The sequence below is a fragment of the Pseudomonas sp. RIT409 genome (assembly GCF_003052515.2).
Lineage (GTDB): Bacteria > Pseudomonadota > Gammaproteobacteria > Pseudomonadales > Pseudomonadaceae > Aquipseudomonas.
This window is the reverse complement of record NZ_QARE02000005.1, coordinates 111,693-128,077: the sequence shown is the minus strand read 5'-3', so window position 1 is coordinate 128,077 and position 16,385 is coordinate 111,693. Positions and strand designations below refer to the sequence as shown.

Sequence of the window (16,385 nt, the reverse complement as noted above, 5' to 3'; positions counted from 1 at the left end):
ATGGCGCAGGTACGCTGCGTTTTTTCCTTTCAGGACCTTGTTCGATGCTCAAAGCGCTGCGTTTTCTCGGCTGGCCATTGCTCGCTGGTGTGCTTATCGCTTTATTGATTATTCAGCGTTATCCGCAGTGGGTCGGCCTGCCCAGCCAGGACGTCAACCTGCAGCAAGCCCCGCAGACCGCCTTCATTCAACAGGGGCCGGTGTCGTACGCCGATGCCGTGAGCAGCGCCGCCCCTGCGGTGGCCAACCTGTACACAACCAAGATGGTCAACAACAAGCCGAATCATCCGCTGTTCGAAGACCCACAGTTCCGGCGCTTCTTCGGTGACAACCTGCCCAAGCAGCGACGCATGGAGTCCAGCCTGGGTTCGGCGGTGATCATGAGCCCCGAGGGCTACCTGTTGACCAACAACCACGTCACCTCAGGTGCCGATCAGATCGTCGTGGCGCTCAAAGACGGCCGGGAAACCATCGCACGGGTGATCGGCAGCGATCCGGAAACCGACCTGGCGGTTTTGAAAATTGACTTGAAAAACCTGCCCTCCATTACGCTGGGCAGCTCGGACAACATCCGCATCGGTGATGTCGCGCTGGCCATCGGCAACCCGTTCGGCGTCGGCCAGACGGTGACGATGGGGATCATCAGTGCCACGGGGCGTAACCAGTTGGGTCTGAACACCTACGAAGACTTCATCCAGACCGATGCCGCCATCAATCCAGGCAACTCCGGCGGCGCGCTGGTGGATGCCAACGGCAACCTCACCGGGATCAATACCGCGATTTTCTCCAAATCCGGCGGCTCTCAGGGCATCGGTTTTGCGATCCCGACCAAGCTGGCGCTGGAAGTGATGAAGTCCATCATCGAACACGGCCAAGTGATTCGTGGCTGGCTGGGCATCGAGGTGCAACCCCTGACCCAGGAGCTGGCTGAGTCCTTTGGCCTGAAGGACCGCCCCGGCATCGTCGTTGCCGGTATTTTCCGCGATGGACCTGCACAAAAGGCCGGCCTGCAATTGGGCGACGTGATTTTGAGCATCAATGGCGAGCCGGCGGGCGACGGCCGCAAGTCGATGAACCAGGTGGCCCGCACCAAGCCTTCCGAGCGAATCGCAATTCAGGTCATGCGCAACGGCAAGGAATTGAAACTGACGGCTGAAGTGGGCCTGCGCCCACCGCAGACGCCGCCACCGGCTGCCGCTGACTGAGCCGTTGGGCTACTCAGCGGAAAATCGTTAACCCGCCAAATAAAAAACCGCCGAATACGGCGGTTTTTTATTGGCGAGACAACAGATCAAAGATCCCCCAGCGCCTCCACCAGCGCCTGATTCTGCTCTGGCGTGCCGATCGTGATACGCAGGAACTGGGCAATGCGTGCCTGCTTGAAATGGCGTACGATAACGCCCTGCTCCCGCACCTTAGCGGCCAGGCTTGCCGCATCGTGGTTCGGGTGACGAGCAAAGATGAAGTTGGCCGCAGACGGCAGCACCTCGAAGCCCTTGGCTTGCAGTTGCGCCACCAACTGCTCACGGCTGGCGATGACCAGCCCGCAGGTTTTATCGAAATACTCGCGATCATCGAACGCGGCTGCGGCCCCGACAATGGCCATGCGATCCAACGGGTAGGAGTTGAAGCTGTTTTTGACCCGCTCCAGCGCCTCGATCAGGTCCGGATGCCCGACGGCCAGGCCCACTCGCAGGCCTGCCAGCGAGCGGGACTTGGACAGCGTCTGCGTGACCAGCAGGTTCGGGTAGCGAGCCACAAGAGCAATTGCGCTCTGACCGCCGAAGTCGATGTAAGCCTCATCGACGATCACCACCGAGTCCGGGTTGGCTTCGACGATGCGTTCGACGGCGTCGAGTGCAAGCAGGCAGCCCGTCGGTGCGTTGGGGTTCGGAAAGATGATGCCGCCATTTGGACGGCTGTAGTCCTCGACGCGAATCTGAAATTGGTCGTCCAGCGGCACCGCTTCGTACTCGACGCCATAGAGGCCGCAGTACACCGGATAGAAGCTGTAGCTGATGTCCGGGAAAAGCAGCGGCTTTTCCCGCAGGAAGAACGCGTGATACGCGTGGGCGAGGACTTCATCCGAACCGTTGCCCAAAAACACCTGACGGGCATCGACGCCGTAGTAGCGGGCCACGGCCTGTTTCAGCAGGTCGCTGTTCGGGTCCGGATACAAACGCAGGTTGTCGTTGACCTCGGCGCGCATCGCTTCGATGGCTTTGGGCGAAGGGCCATAGGGGTTTTCGTTGGTATTCAGCTTCACCAACTTGCTCAACTTCGGTTGCTCACCCGGCACGTAAGGCACGAGATCACGGACGAAGGGACTCCAGAACTTGCTCATGATCAACGGCCTTCCTGAGGTGTGTCGACGATTCGGTATTCAGCGCTGCGTGCATGGGCGGTCAATGACTCGCCACGTGCCAGCACCGAGGCGGTCTTGCCCAGTTCCGACGCGCCTTGTTCCGAACAGAAAATGATCGAGGAACGCTTCTGGAAATCGTAGACGCCCAGCGGCGATGAGAAGCGCGCGGTGCCGGAAGTGGGCAAGACGTGGTTCGGGCCAGCGCAGTAGTCGCCCAAGGCTTCGGACGTGTGGCGCCCCATGAAAATCGCGCCGGCATGACGAATCTGCGGCAGCCAGGCCTGTGGGTCCGCCACTGACAATTCCAGGTGTTCGGGTGCGATACGATTGGCGACTTCGATGGCCTGGGCCATGTCGGCCACCTTGATGAGCGCGCCGCGCCCGGTGATGGACGTCTGGATGATGTCGGCACGTTCCATGGTCGGCATCAGTTTGCTGATGCTGGCGGCCACCCGGTCGAGGAAATCGGCATCAGGGCTGACCAGAATCGCCTGGGCGTCCTCGTCGTGCTCTGCCTGAGAGAACAAGTCCATGGCGATCCAGTCCGGATCGGTCTGGCCGTCGCACACCACCAGAATTTCGGAGGGCCCTGCGATCATGTCGATGCCGACCTGCCCGAAGACATGGCGTTTGGCAGTGGCGACGTAGATATTGCCCGGCCCGACCACTTTGTCCACCTGCGGGACGCTTTCCGTGCCATACGCCAGCGCTGCAACCGCCTGAGCACCGCCAATCGTGAAGACGCGATCGACACCGGCGATGCAGGCCGCGGCCAGCACCAACTCGTTGACCTCGCCACGGGGCGTCGGCACCACCATCACCACCTCACCGACGCCAGCCACCTTGGCCGGAATCGCGTTCATCAGCACAGAGGACGGATAGGAGGCCTTGCCGCCCGGCACGTAGAGGCCTGCACGGTCCAACGGCGTGACCTTCTGGCCCAACACGGTCCCATCGGCTTCGGTGTAGCTCCAGGAATCCTGCTTTTGGCGCTCGTGGTAGCTGCGTACGCGCTCGGCTGCTTTTTCAAGCGCTTGGCGCTGTGCAGGGGTGACACGGGTCAGCGCCAGTTCCAGACGCTCGCGGGGCAGGATCAGGTCGGCCATCGACTGCGCGCTCAGGCCGTCGAAGCGCTGGGTGTACTCCACCACCGCTGCGTCGCCGCGCTCGCGGACATTTTTGATGATATCGAGCACACGCTGGTTGACCGCGTCGTCGGACACACTCTCCCAGCTCAGCAGATGAGCCAGATGTCGAGCGAAATCCGGATCAGCAGCGTCGAGTCGGCGAAGGGTATTGGGACTGGTCATAGCGTGAGCCTCTATAAATGGCGTTTTCTCAGGAGCCTTGAGCAAAGGCAGGAGCCTAAGCTACCAAGCCATCCGCGCAGGCACCTGAGAAATTTGGCTATGACGCGGATAGCTGGGCGCAACGTTCGAAGCCGTTGCGCCAGACAGTCAGCCGCGGTGTCGCGACTCCACGGCAGTGCGAAGCGTATCGATCAACGACTGGATACGCGCGTGTTGCATTTTCATCGAGGCCTTGTTCACCACCAGGCGCGAGCTGATGGTCGCGATCAGATCCTGGGGCTCAAGACCATTGGCACGCAAGGTGTTGCCCGTGTCGACGACGTCGATGATCTTGTCGGCCAGCCCGACCAGGGGTGCCAATTCCATCGAACCGTACAGCTTGATGATGTCGACCTGACGCCCCTGCTCGGCATAATAACGCTTGGCGACATTGACGAATTTGGTGGCCACACGCAGTCGGCCTTTCGGCTCCACGGCGCCAACCGCACCGGCAGTCATCAACTTGCACTTGGCAATTTGCAGGTCCAGCGGCTCGTAAAGACCCTGCCCGCCATATTCCATGAGGACATCCTTGCCTGCCACACCCAAATCCGCCGCACCATGCTCGACGTAGGTCGGCACATCGGTGGCCCGGACAATCAGCAGACGCACGTCATCCTGAGTCGTCGGGATAATCAACTTGCGGCTCTTGTCCGGGTTCTCGGTCGGCACGATGCCCGCAGCAGCGAGAAGCGGCAAGGTGTCGTCAAGGATCCGGCCCTTGGACAGTGCGATGGTCAACATGGAAAACGTCAGTCCTTATCAGCATGCGCATGTCGGGTCGCAAGTGGCGCCCGACACTCTTCGAACCTGGGAAGGGCCGAAGCGAAACGATTCAAAAGGTCGAACTTTCAATCAGCCCGTGGCCGTTCGCACGGCGCGAACCGCCACGGACCACTCACCGCTAGCCCGGTACGCGACGGATCTTCGCACCCAGCATCTGCAGCTTCTCTTCGATGCATTCGTAGCCGCGGTCGATATGGTAGATGCGGTCGATCAGCGTATCGCCTTGGGCGACCAGCGCCGACAGCACCAGGCTGGCCGAAGCACGCAGGTCGGTGGCCATGACCGGTGCGCCTTTGAGCTTATCGCAACCGGTGACGATCGCAGTGTTGCCTTCGACCTGGATCTGCGCGCCCATGCGGTGCATTTCATAGACATGCATGAAACGGTTTTCGAAAATCGTTTCGATGATCGCGCCCGTGCCTTCGGCAATGGCGTTCAGTGAGATGAACTGTGCCTGCATGTCGGTCGGAAACGCCGGGTACGGGGCGGTTCGCAGGTTTACGGCCTTCGGACGCTTGCCGTGCATGTTCAGCTCGATCCAGTCTTCGCCGGTAGTGATTTCTGCTCCAGCTTCACGCAGCTTTTCCAGCACCGCTTCGAGAATGGTCGGATCGGTATCCTTGACCTTGACGCGACCGCCGGTCACGGCAGCGGCGACCAGATAGGTGCCGGTCTCGATCCGGTCAGGCATGACGCGATACGTCGCCCGACCCAAGCGCTCGACACCTTCGATGGTGATGGTGTCGGTACCGGCGCCGGAGACCTTGCCGCCCATGGCGTTGATGAAGTTCGCCAGATCGACGACTTCCGGCTCGCGGGCGGCGTTCTGCAGGACGCTGCGCCCTTTTGCCAGCGCGGCGGCCATCATGATGTTCTCAGTGCCCGTGACGCTTACGGTATCGAAGAAGAAATGAGCGCCACGCAGCCCGCCTTCCGGCGCCTTGGCCTTGATGTACCCGCCTTCGACTTCAATGATCGCGCCCATGGCTTCAAGCCCGCGAATGTGCAGGTCGACAGGACGCGAACCGATGGCACAGCCACCCGGCAAGGCGACTTCGGCCTCACCGAAGCGCGCAACCATCGGCCCCAGGACCAGAATCGACGCACGCATGGTTTTCACCAGTTCGTACGGTGCGACCAGGGTCTTGATGGTGCGGGGGTCGATTTCAACGCTGAGCTTCTCATCGATGATGGGCTCGATGCCCATGCGACCGAACAGCTCGATCATGGTCGTGATGTCGTGCAGGTGCGGCAGGTTGGCGACGGTGACGGGACCATCAGCCAGCAAGGTGGCTGCGAGAATCGGCAGGGCAGAGTTCTTCGCCCCGGAAATGCGGATTTCGCCATCGAGGCGAATGCCGCCAGTAATAATCAGTTTGTCCATTGGGATCTCGACGCCAACGTGGCTCAGGTGCGCTCGGCCCAAGCCGCGCGGCTGAAAAATTTCATGGTGACCGCATGGATGCTGCCATCGGCGATCCAAGGGTTCAAATGCGTGTAGATCTGCTGCTGGCGCTTGACTGGACTCAGTGTAGCCAGCTCATCGCTGATCACGTTCAGCTGGAAGTTGCAGCCTTCGCCTTCAACTTCGACCTGGACCTCTGGCAGCTTACCTTCAAGGAAGCTCTTAACTTCTACGGCCTGCATGCTTAACCTCAATCGGCGCCCTACGCGCGCGGGTCGGCCATCATACAAAAAAGCCCTCTCGTTGCGAACCCTGCTTTGCAGGAGCCGGACGAGGGGCTTGAGCGATGACGGCGATCAATGTTGTTCGAACAGCTCGGTGACACCCGATACCTGTGCGATTTCTCTCATGTCTCCCGGCAGTGCACGAACGCTAGCCGATTTGCCCGCTGCCTGAGCATCGCGCATGAAGGCCAGAAGCAGGGCCAGCCCTACGCTGCTCGATTTCTCCACCGCCGAGCAATCGAGCACCACGGAAGGCGAATCACTGGCCTTGATCAGTTCGGCGCCCTGCTTGCGCAAGGCGGGAGCGGTGCGATAGTCCAGGATGCCGAACAACTTCAATTCGCCGCCGCCGACCGCGGTGACACATGCCTCACTCATTTGACGACCTTGTCAGGCGAGTTTTCAGTGGCATCCTTGGCCTTGGCGACCTCACCGGCCCAGCCATCGATGGTCTTGTCCAGGTTGTTGCCATTGCGCTGCATCGCATCGGCAAACTGGTCACGGAACAGTTTGCCGATGTTGATGCCGTTGATGATCACGTTACGCACTTTCCAGTTATCGTTGATCTTCACGAGGGTGTAAGAAACGGGGTACACCGCGCCGTTGTTGCCCTTGACCGACATGTCGACCGAAGCACGATCAGAGCCGTCGTCACGCGCCGAGCCAACGGTAATGCCCTGGTTGTTGTACTCCAGCAGCGCATTGCCATAGAACTGGATCAGGCTGCGCTTGAAGTTTTCCTGGAAGCGCTGCATCTGTGCCGGTGTGGCGTTACGCGAGTACTTGACGGTCATGATGCTCTTGGAGATGCCGTCGGCATCGATCACCGGACCGACGATTCCATTGAGCGCGTCATAAAAGGCCTGCGGGTTGGTCTTGTAACTTTCTTTGTTGGCAGCCAGATCCGCCAGCAATTGCTTGGTGGTGTTGTCCACCAGGTCATGGGCGGAGGACAGGCTGGCAGCCGCGTTGGCAAACAGAGGCAGAGCAGCCAGCAGCACCAGAAGGCCACGGCGCAGAATCGAGATCATGAAAAAACTCCTCATTTGGCGTCTTTACCCACAGAGTTGAGCAGGAATTTGCCGATCAGGTCCTCGAGTACCAACGACGACTGGGTGTCATGAATCGTACCGCCATCCTTTAGCAACTGGTCGTCCCCACCTACGCTGATGCCGACGTACTTTTCGCCCAGCAGGCCTGCGGTGAGGATCGAAGCGGTGGAGTCGGACGGCAGGTTGTTGACCCGCTTGTCGACTTCCATGGTCACACGGCCCGTAAAAGTATCGTGGTCCAGATCGATCGCTGTGACCTTGCCGATGGTCACACCGGCCATGGTCACCTTCGCTCTGACAGTCAAACCGGCGATATTGTCGAAATTTGCATAAAGTTTATAGCTGTCAGTGGTCGTGCTGGCGCTCAGACCGCTGACGCGCAGGGCCAGCAAGAGCAGAGCCAGGATACCGGCCAGCAGGAACAGGCCGACACCGGTTTCGAGGGCGCGGTTTTGCATCAGAAGTCTCCAAACATCAAGGCGGTCAGAATAAAGTCCAGGCCCAGTACGGCCAAAGAGGCATAGACCACGGTCTTGGTCGTGGCGCGACTGATCCCCTCGGAGGTGGGCTCGCAGTCATAGCCTTGGAAAACGGCAATCCAGGTGACCACGAAAGCGAAGACAACGCTTTTGATGACACCGTTGATGACGTCGTTGGGAAAAGAAACGCTGTTCTGCATGTTGGCCCAGAACGAACCTTCGTAGACGCCCAGCCAATCGACGGCGACCCACGAACCGCCCCAGATGCCGACGACGCTGAAAATCAGCGCGAGCACCGGCAAGGAGATGAAGCCTGCCCATAGCCGAGGCGCCACGATGTATTTCAGCGGATCGACACCGATCATCTCAAGGCTCGACAACTGCTCGGTGGATTTCATGTTGCCGATTTCCGCCGTCAGCGCCGACCCGGCGCGACCTGCGAACAGCAAGGCAGTGACCACAGGCCCCAGCTCACGCAAAAGGGTCAGCGCGACCATTTGCCCGACGGCCTGCTCCGAGCCGTACTTGGCCAGAATACTGAAGCCCTGCAACGCCAGCACCATGCCGATGAAAATGCCGGAGACGACAATGATCGCCAGGGACATCACCCCCACCGAGTAAAGCTGGCGAACCAGCAACTGGAAGCCACCGCCGATACCGCCCCGCCCCAGCAAGGCGTGAGCCAGAAACAGGCCCGAACGCCCCAGTACTGCAACAATATCGATCGCGGATCGCCCCATCAGGCGAACGCGATCCATCAACGACTTTCTGCGCATCAGCGCTTCCCCAAAAGATCTTCGCGAAAATCCGGCGCCGGATAGTGAAAAGGTACAGGGCCGTCTGGATCCCCTGTCATGAACTGGCGAATGCGCGGGTTATCCGACTGCATCAATTCCTGCGGCGTTCCCTGCCCCAGAACCTGACCGTCGCCGACCACATAGAGATAGTCTGCAATGCTCGCGGTTTCGGCCAGATCGTGAGAGACGACGACACTGGTGATGCCCAGCGCATCGTTGAGCAGGCGAATCAACCGAACCAGCACCCCCATGGCGATCGGGTCCTGGCCCACGAAGGGTTCGTCATACATGAGAATCTGCGGATCGAGAGCGATGGCGCGCGCCAGCGCGACCCGGCGCTTCATGCCGCCCGACAGTTCGTCGGGCATCAACTCGACGGCACCGCGCAGCCCCACCGCCTGCAATTTCAGCAGCACGATGTCGCGAATCATGTCTTCCGGAAGCTGGGTGTGCACGCGCAGGGGAAACGCGACGTTTTCAAAAACATCGAGATCGGTGAACAGTGCACCGCTCTGAAAGAGGACGCCCATCTGTTTGCGCGCATCGAACAGATCGCTGCGCGACAACTTCGGCAGGTTCTGGCCATTGACCCAGACCTCGCCGGCACTGGGACGCAGCTGTGCGCCCATCAATCGCAGCAGGGTGGTCTTACCACTGCCCGACGGCCCCATGATGCCGGTGACCTTGCCCCGGGGGATGCGGATATCCACATTATTGAAGATGCTGCGCGTGCCGCGCTTGAAGGACACTCCCTTCAGCTCGACCGCGTAGGCGTTATCGGCGCTCATCTAAACTCCTTGCGATGCAGCCTGCCTCTCAGAGATCGCGTCGTATTCGATCGACACTCCGCCTGGAGGGGCCGAACAAGCCGCGGACTATAACACCGCTGTCGTACGCCGCCCAAGCGCCAACTTGGTCAGTTGTAATTTCAGCGAAATATTTCATGGCCCGTGGAAATTTCCTTCCAACGTCAGCGCAATTGGGTGACAAGCGCTGAAGGAACAGTCGTTTCGATAAACAAAGAACTGCGATGAGGCGTGAGGGTTTTCAACATTGTCGCTATAATCGCCGCCTTTTCACCCGACCGACCCTTTTCAGACATGACCAACCCTCGCGACCTGATCCAATCCGCCCAGTGCACCATCCGTCTCGAAATCGAAGCGGTCGAAAGTCTGCTCGCGCACATTGACGCGGACTTCGTCAGTGCCTGCGAGATGATTCTCGCCAGCAAGGGCCGGGTGGTGGTCGTCGGCATGGGCAAGTCCGGGCACATCGGCAAGAAAATCGCCGCCACCCTGGCCAGCACGGGTACCCCTGCCTTCTTCGTGCACCCTGCCGAGGCCAGCCACGGCGACATGGGCATGATCACCGGCGAGGACATCATTCTGGCCTTGTCCAATTCAGGCACGACTGCCGAAATCGTGACGCTGTTGCCACTGATCAAACGCCTGGGCATCCAGCTTATCAGCCTGACCGGCAACCCCGAATCCGCTCTGGCCAAGGCCGCAGACGTCAACCTCAACGCACGCGTGGAGAAAGAGGCCTGCCCGCTGAACCTGGCACCCACATCGTCGACCACCGCAGCGCTGGTCATGGGCGATGCGCTGGCCGTGGCACTGCTCGACGCTCGCGGCTTTACCGCCGAGGACTTCGCCTTCTCGCACCCGGGCGGCGCGCTGGGTAGGCGCCTGCTGCTGAAGGTCGAGCACGTCATGCACACGGGGGACGCGCTGCCAAAAGTCGCCCGGGGCACGCTGCTGCGCGACTCGCTGATGGAAATGACCCGCAAGGGCCTTGGCATGACGGCCATTCTCGAAGCGGATGGTCGTCTGGCCGGGATCTTCACCGACGGCGATCTGCGCCGCACACTGGATCGCGACATCGACCTCCGCAACGCGTCCATCGACGAGGTGATGACCGTCCATGGCAAGACGGTGCATCAGGAAATGCTCGCAGCCGAAGCCTTGAAGATCATGGAAGACAACAAGATCGGCGCCTTGATCGTGGTCGATGAGAACGACCACCCTATCGGCGCCTTCAACCTTCAGGATTTGCTGCGCGCGGGAGTCATGTAAGTGAGTGACGAAATGAACGAACTGATGCAACGCGGAAAGAAAATCAAACTGGCTGTCTTCGATGTCGACGGCGTCCTGACGGACGGCCGCCTGTACTTCCTTGAAGATGGCAGTGAATTCAAGACGTTCAACACACTGGATGGTCAGGGTATCAAGATGCTGATCAATTCCGGCGTGACTACCGCTATCATCAGCGGACGCAAGACGCCTGTCGTGGAGCGCCGCGCCAAGAACCTGGGCATCGCGCACCTTTATCAGGGCCGCGAAGACAAGTTGGTGGTGCTCGATGAACTGCTCGAGCAATTGAACCTGAGCTACGAACAGGTGGCCTACCTGGGCGATGATCTGCCGGACCTGCCGGTGATTCGCCGCGTCGGTCTGGGCATGGCGGTTGCCAACGCGGCCGGCTTCGTCCGCGAACATGCGGACGGCGTCACCCAGGCACGCGGCGGCGAAGGCGCTGCCCGGGAATTCTGCGAGTTGATCCTGAGCGCTCAGGGCAACCTCGAAGCGGCCCACGCCGCCTACCTATAGAAGTGCAATTATGCTGAGTAAACGGATTCGTACATTTCTGACATTCGGTGTCCTTGCCGCACTGCTTGCAGCGGCGGGCTACTGGAACATCAGCCCGGAAAGCTTCATGGACCAACCCAAGCCGGCCGTGGACGAAAGCGCGATCGACTACTATGCGACGAACGCCCACAGCATCCAGTACCTGGAAGACGGCTCGGTCCAGTACGACCTGACGGCGGACAAGGTGGAGCACCTCAAGGCCACTGACGTGACACTGATGACGACGCCTGTCCTGGCGATGTACCGCGGAACGGAATTTCCGTGGCATGTGAAAAGCGTGCGCGCTGAAGTCTCACCTGGCGGCGACCACGTCGAGCTGATCGACGATGTGCGCATCAACCGCACCGACGAAAAGAACCGCACCACGATCATCACCAGCACCCGCATGACCGTCTTCCCTCAGAAGCAATATGCGGAAACCGCGCAACCCGTTAGAATCGACGGATTTAACGGCGTGAGCACCGGTACGGGTATGAAGGCCTATCTAAAAGAAAGCAGGATTCACCTGCTATCGAATGCAAGAGGACAGTATGAGGCTCCTTAAAACCCTCCCTATTTTGCTCGGCTTGGGCGCAGCACTGGGAAGCGTGAGCGCCTGGGCTCTGCCGAACGATCAGGATCAGCCTATCCGTATCCAGGCCGACGACGCCCAGCTGGATGATAAACAAGGCATCGCCACCTACACCGGGAATGTGATCATTACCCAAGGCTCGATGAAGGTCACCGGCAACAAGGTGACCATGACGCGCACTCCGGCGGGCGACATCGACGTCGTGACTTCCGTGGGTAACCTTGCGTATTTCGAACAGCTGCAGACGGCAGGTGATCCGAAACCTGTTCAGGGCTGGGGCGTAACGATTCAGTACCATGCTCCGCAAAACCGGGTCGTGCTGATCGACAAGGCCAAGGTTGTCGACAAGGACAACAACACCACCCAGGGCGAGAAGATTGTCTATGACACCGTGCGCAAGCTGGCGAGCGCCGGCCGCGCCAACGGCAGCAAGGTCACCGAATCGCGCCCTCGCGTCGACATGGTGATCCAGCCGAAAAAGAAAACCGACCAGCAGAAGGCCCAGTAATGGCAACGCTGAAAGCCCAACACCTGGCCAAGTCCTACAAGGCTCGCCAGGTCGTCCGTGACGTCAGCCTGTCCATCGACAGCGGCCAGATCGTTGGCCTCCTGGGGCCGAACGGCGCAGGCAAGACGACCTGCTTCTACATGATCGTCGGCCTGGTGCAGGCCGATCAGGGCCGCGTGCTGATCGACGATCAGGATGTGAGCCATCAGCCCATGCACGGTCGCGCCCGCGCCGGTATCGGCTATCTGCCGCAGGAAGCCTCGATCTTCCGCAAGCTGTCGGTCTCGGACAACATCATGGCCATCCTCGAGACCCGCAAGGACCTCGACCGCGCCGGGCGTCGCAAGGAGCTGGAAAGCCTGCTTCAGGAATTTCACATCACCCACATCCGCGACAACCTGGGCATGAGCCTGTCGGGTGGTGAGCGCCGCCGTGTGGAAATTGCACGGGCCTTGGCCACCTCCCCCAAGTTCATCCTGCTGGACGAACCTTTCGCCGGTGTCGACCCTATCTCCGTTGGCGACATCAAGCAGATCATCCACCACCTGAAAGCGAAAGGCATCGGCGTTCTGATCACCGATCACAATGTCCGTGAAACGCTCGATATCTGCGAAACAGCCTACATCGTTAACGATGGGCAGCTCATCGCAGAGGGTGATGCCGAAACGATCCTTGCCAACCAATTGGTGAAGGAAGTGTACCTCGGCCACGAGTTCCGCCTTTAAAAGGCCGATGACGAGCGGGTGGCGAGTGAACGCAGCATGCGGCTCATCGCCAACCTCGCATTAATTGCCATCACACTCTAGGCAAACGAGCCGCTTTCAGGCATATAATTTGCTTAGTTTGGCGCCTCGGCGCCTCGTAGTGGATGGCGCGAGCGCGCCGGCGAATAAGGTATTAAGCCCCTGCCATGAAACCTTCGCTAGTCTTGAGAATGGGCCAGCAGCTGACGATGACGCCGCAGCTGCAACAGGCCATCCGCTTGCTCCAATTGTCGACGCTGGATCTTCAACAGGAAATCCAGGAGGCATTGGAATCCAACCCCATGCTGGAACGCCAGGAAGAAGGCGACGATTTCGACAACGCTGATCCCATGGCCGATAACGTCGAAGCCAAGCCAGCTGCCGACGTTCAAGAACCGACATACCAGGAATCTTCGACCACCACGGTCGACAATCTCGAAGACGGCGAATGGGGCGACAGCGAACGCATTCCCAACGAACTGCCCGTCGATACGGCGTGGGAAGACATCTACCAGACCAGCGCCAGCAGCCTGCCAAGCAACGATGACGATGAGTGGGACTTCACCACCCGCACCTCGGCGGGTGAGAGCCTGCAAAGCCATCTGCTCTGGCAGTTGAACCTGGCGCCCATGTCCGACACCGACCGCCTGATTGCCGTCACGCTGATCGACTGCATCAACAACCAGGGATATCTGGACGAGTCGCTGGAGGAATTGCTCGACGCATTCGATCCAGAACTCGACATCGAACTGGACGAAATCGAAGCCGTCCTGCACCGCATCCAGCAGTTCGAACCGGCTGGCGTCGGTGCTCGGACGCTGAGCGAATGCCTGCTGCTGCAATTGCGCCAGCTTCCGGTGAAGACCAAGTGGTTGGCCGAAGCCCAGCGACTGGTCAGCGACTACATCGATTTGCTGGGCAGCCGCGATTACGCGCAATTGATGCGCCGGATGAAAATCAAGGAAGACGACCTGCGTCAGGTCATCGAGCTGGTTCAGAGCCTCAATCCCCGCCCCGGCTCGCAGATCGAGTCGACCGAAGCCGAATACGTCGTGCCGGACGTCATCGTGCGCAAGGACAACGAACGTTGGCTGGTCGAACTCAACCAGGAGGCAGTGCCGCGCCTGCGGGTGAATCCTCAGTACGCCGGTTTCGTGCGTCGCGCCGACACCAGTGCGGACAACACCTTCATGCGCAATCAGTTGCAGGAAGCGCGCTGGTTCATCAAGAGCCTGCAAAGCCGGAACGAGACCCTCATGAAAGTGGCGACCCAGATCGTCGAGCATCAGAGGGGTTTCCTGGAATACGGCGACGAGGCGATGAAACCCTTGGTGCTGCATGACATCGCAGAAGCGGTGGGCATGCACGAATCGACGATTTCACGCGTGACCACGCAGAAATTCATGCACACGCCCCGTGGCATCTATGAACTGAAGTACTTCTTTTCCAGTCACGTCAGTACCTCCGAAGGCGGTGAATGCTCGTCCACGGCGATCCGCGCGATCATCAAGAAACTGGTTGCCGCGGAAAATCAGAAAAAGCCGTTGAGCGACAGCAAGATCGCTGGTTTACTGGAGGCACAAGGCATTCAAGTGGCCCGTCGCACTGTCGCCAAGTATCGCGAATCTCTCGGGATAGCGCCTTCGAGCGAACGTAAGCGACTGATGTAACGCCACAGCCACAGCGTTCCAGTGGCAGGCATCCAAGCCTGCCTCTTAATGCACTGGCAACGAAGGAGAAGCTGTATGCAAGTCAACATCAGTGGACACCAACTGGAAGTCACCAAGCCTCTGCGCGAGTACGTCGAGCTGAAGCTGAAGAAGCTCGAAGGGCACTTTGACAAGATTACGAACGTGCAGGTGACGATGGCCGTCGAGAAGCTCAAACAGAAGATCGAGGCCACCTTGCATATCCCTGGTGGAGAGGTGGTTGCCATTGCGGAACATGACGACATGTACGCGGCGATCGACCTGCTCACGGACAAGCTCGACAGACAATTGCTCAAGCATAAGGAAAAGCAGCAAAGCATCCTCAAGGGTGCGGCAGCTCGCTGATACTCCCCATCCATGATCCGACTTGAAAACATCCTGACCCCTGGCCGTTCCTTGGTGAACGTGCCAGGCGGCAGTAAAAAAGCCGTACTGGAACAGATCGCCAGACTGATCGGGCAGCAAGTGCCCGAGTTCGACTGGGAAACTGTGTACGAAAGCCTCATCGCCCGCGAAAAACTAGGCTCGACCGGTTTCGGAAACGGCATCGCCATTCCGCACTGTCGGCTCAAGGGATGCAATGCGCCGGTCAGCGCGGTGCTCCATCTGGAGCGGCCCGTTGACTTCGATGCCATCGACGGCGCGCCTGTAGACCTGCTTTTCGTCCTGCTCGTGCCCGAAGCGGCAACCGATGCTCATCTGGAGCTGCTGCGCCAGATCGCCAGCATGCTCGATCGCGCCGACGTCCGCGCCAGCCTGCGCGCGGCCAAAAGTAGCGATGAGCTCTACAACGTTGTGCTCCACGTCCAGAACGGCCACTGATCATGCGCATGATCATCGTCAGCGGTCGCTCCGGCTCTGGCAAGAGTACGGCCCTCGATGTTCTTGAAGACAGCGGTTTCTACTGCGTCGACAATCTGCCGGCCGGGCTGCTGCCCGAGCTCGCCGAACGCGCATTGATCAACACCGAACTGGCCGAACCGCTGCTCGCGGTCTCCATAGACGCGCGCAACCTGCCGAGCCATTTGACCCGCTTCCCGCGCATGCTCGAAGAGGTCCGCGGCCGACATATTCGCTGCGACGTGCTGTTTCTGGACGCTGAAGAATCCACCCTTCTCAAACGCTTTTCCGAGACCCGTCGCCGTCACCCCCTGAGTAACGCGACACGCTCGTTGGCCGAGGCCATCCGCGACGAAAAAACGCTGCTGGGGCCGATCATCGACCTCGCCGACCTGACCATCGACACGACTCACCTGAACCTGTATCAGCTGCGCGACACCTTGAAGTTGCGACTGCTGAACAAACCTGAGCCCGGCACGGCTTTCCTGATCGAGTCGTTCGGATTCAAGCGGGGAATGCCGGTCGACGCCGACTTGGTGTTCGATGTGCGCTGCTTGCCCAATCCCTACTGGAAACCCGAATTGCGCGAGCAATCCGGGCTCGATCAGCCGGTTGCCGACTACCTTGCAGCACAACCCGACGTCGAAGAGATGTTTCAGGACATCGCTTCCTATCTGACCAAATGGTTGCCGCGCTTCGCCGCCAGCAATCGAGCTTACGTCACCATTGCCATTGGCTGCACCGGCGGGCACCACCGCTCCGTCTACCTGACCGAACGTCTCGGCCAGGTGCTGCAGCAATCGCTCAAGAATGTTCAGGTCCGCCACCGCGACCTTAGCTGAAAGGACC

20 protein-coding genes are annotated in these 16,385 nt (G+C 59.7%); 10 read left to right on the top strand and 10 right to left on the bottom strand.

Translation table 11 applies throughout. The features are described 5' to 3' along the window. Positions 1-44: 44 nt before the first annotated feature. Positions 45-1,205, top strand: coding sequence for a Do family serine endopeptidase AlgW (gene algW, locus DBP26_RS08705; RefSeq protein WP_108236886.1), 1,161 nt, complete (start codon positions 45-47; stop codon positions 1,203-1,205). Between the two features lie 86 nt (positions 1,206-1,291). On the opposite strand, the gene hisC is transcribed toward algW, so the two are convergent. From hisC to DBP26_RS08655, 10 genes are all read right to left on the bottom strand, one after another. After that, positions 1,292-2,344: a histidinol-phosphate transaminase gene (gene hisC, locus DBP26_RS08700; RefSeq protein WP_108236885.1), complete on the bottom strand. Its 1,053-nt coding sequence runs from the start codon at positions 2,342-2,344 to the stop codon at positions 1,292-1,294. A 2-nt stretch (positions 2,345-2,346) separates the two neighbouring features. Then, on the bottom strand, positions 2,347-3,675 hold the full coding sequence (gene hisD, locus DBP26_RS08695) for a histidinol dehydrogenase (RefSeq protein WP_108236884.1): 1,329 nt from the start codon (positions 3,673-3,675) through the stop codon (positions 2,347-2,349). Between the two features lie 147 nt (positions 3,676-3,822). Continuing rightward, positions 3,823-4,458, bottom strand: a complete 636-nt coding sequence (gene hisG / locus DBP26_RS08690) for an ATP phosphoribosyltransferase (protein ID WP_108236883.1) — start codon at positions 4,456-4,458, stop codon at positions 3,823-3,825. Positions 4,459-4,618: 160 nt separating this feature from the next. Next, positions 4,619-5,884, bottom strand: coding sequence for a UDP-N-acetylglucosamine 1-carboxyvinyltransferase (gene murA, locus DBP26_RS08685; protein WP_108236882.1), 1,266 nt, complete (start codon positions 5,882-5,884; stop codon positions 4,619-4,621). A gap of 23 nt (positions 5,885-5,907) precedes the next feature. Further along, the gene (locus DBP26_RS08680) at positions 5,908-6,147 is read right to left on the bottom strand and encodes a BolA family protein (protein ID WP_081565357.1); all 240 of its coding nucleotides are present in this window, start codon (positions 6,145-6,147) and stop codon (positions 5,908-5,910) included. 114 nt (positions 6,148-6,261) lie between these two features. Next, entirely contained in the window at positions 6,262-6,567 is a 306-nt protein-coding gene (locus DBP26_RS08675) for an STAS domain-containing protein (RefSeq protein WP_108236881.1), read from the bottom strand. Continuing rightward, positions 6,564-7,220, bottom strand: coding sequence for an ABC transporter substrate-binding protein (locus DBP26_RS08670; RefSeq protein WP_108236880.1), 657 nt, complete (start codon positions 7,218-7,220; stop codon positions 6,564-6,566). Before DBP26_RS08670 ends, DBP26_RS08675 begins: the two co-directional genes overlap by 4 nt. An 11-nt stretch (positions 7,221-7,231) precedes the next feature. Then, a complete protein-coding gene (gene mlaD / locus DBP26_RS08665) occupies positions 7,232-7,699 on the bottom strand; it encodes an outer membrane lipid asymmetry maintenance protein MlaD (RefSeq protein ID WP_108236879.1) in 468 nt (155 codons plus the stop codon). Further along, the gene (gene mlaE, locus DBP26_RS08660; protein ID WP_108236878.1) at positions 7,699-8,496 is read right to left on the bottom strand and encodes a lipid asymmetry maintenance ABC transporter permease subunit MlaE; all 798 of its coding nucleotides are present in this window, start codon (positions 8,494-8,496) and stop codon (positions 7,699-7,701) included. The genes mlaD and mlaE overlap by 1 nt, the downstream gene beginning before the upstream one ends. After that, positions 8,496-9,305, bottom strand: coding sequence for an ATP-binding cassette domain-containing protein (locus DBP26_RS08655; RefSeq protein WP_108236877.1), 810 nt, complete (start codon positions 9,303-9,305; stop codon positions 8,496-8,498). The genes mlaE and DBP26_RS08655 overlap by 1 nt, the downstream gene beginning before the upstream one ends. Before the next feature lie 312 nt (positions 9,306-9,617). Between DBP26_RS08655 and DBP26_RS08650 the strand changes: the two genes are divergently transcribed. From DBP26_RS08650 to rapZ, 9 genes are all read left to right on the top strand, one after another. Then, positions 9,618-10,592, top strand: coding sequence for a KpsF/GutQ family sugar-phosphate isomerase (locus tag DBP26_RS08650; protein WP_108236876.1), 975 nt, complete (start codon positions 9,618-9,620; stop codon positions 10,590-10,592). Between the two features lie 12 nt (positions 10,593-10,604). Beyond that, positions 10,605-11,126: an HAD family hydrolase gene (locus DBP26_RS08645; RefSeq protein WP_108237039.1), complete on the top strand. Its 522-nt coding sequence runs from the start codon at positions 10,605-10,607 to the stop codon at positions 11,124-11,126. Positions 11,127-11,136: 10 nt separating this feature from the next. Then, positions 11,137-11,709 carry an LPS export ABC transporter periplasmic protein LptC gene (lptC, locus tag DBP26_RS08640; protein WP_108236875.1) on the top strand — a complete coding sequence of 191 codons (573 nt, stop codon included), beginning with the start codon at positions 11,137-11,139 and terminating at the stop codon, positions 11,707-11,709. After that, positions 11,696-12,244 (top strand): lipopolysaccharide transport periplasmic protein LptA, encoded by a 549-nt coding sequence (gene lptA / locus DBP26_RS08635; RefSeq protein ID WP_108236874.1) that lies wholly within the window; start codon positions 11,696-11,698, stop codon positions 12,242-12,244. Before lptC ends, lptA begins: the two co-directional genes overlap by 14 nt. Then, complete coding sequence (gene lptB / locus DBP26_RS08630) at positions 12,244-12,969, top strand: LPS export ABC transporter ATP-binding protein (RefSeq protein WP_108236873.1); 726 nt, start codon at positions 12,244-12,246, stop codon at positions 12,967-12,969. Before lptA ends, lptB begins: the two co-directional genes overlap by 1 nt. A gap of 185 nt (positions 12,970-13,154) precedes the next feature. Further along, positions 13,155-14,657: an RNA polymerase factor sigma-54 gene (locus tag DBP26_RS08625; RefSeq protein ID WP_108236872.1), complete on the top strand. Its 1,503-nt coding sequence runs from the start codon at positions 13,155-13,157 to the stop codon at positions 14,655-14,657. A 75-nt stretch (positions 14,658-14,732) separates the two neighbouring features. Continuing rightward, positions 14,733-15,041, top strand: a complete 309-nt coding sequence (raiA, locus tag DBP26_RS08620; protein WP_108236871.1) for a ribosome-associated translation inhibitor RaiA — start codon at positions 14,733-14,735, stop codon at positions 15,039-15,041. Between the two features lie 12 nt (positions 15,042-15,053). Continuing rightward, a complete protein-coding gene (ptsN, locus tag DBP26_RS08615; RefSeq protein WP_108236870.1) occupies positions 15,054-15,518 on the top strand; it encodes a PTS IIA-like nitrogen regulatory protein PtsN in 465 nt (154 codons plus the stop codon). Between the two features lie 2 nt (positions 15,519-15,520). Continuing rightward, positions 15,521-16,378, top strand: a complete 858-nt coding sequence (gene rapZ / locus DBP26_RS08610) for an RNase adapter RapZ (RefSeq protein ID WP_108236869.1) — start codon at positions 15,521-15,523, stop codon at positions 16,376-16,378. Positions 16,379-16,385: the final 7 nt, after the last annotated feature.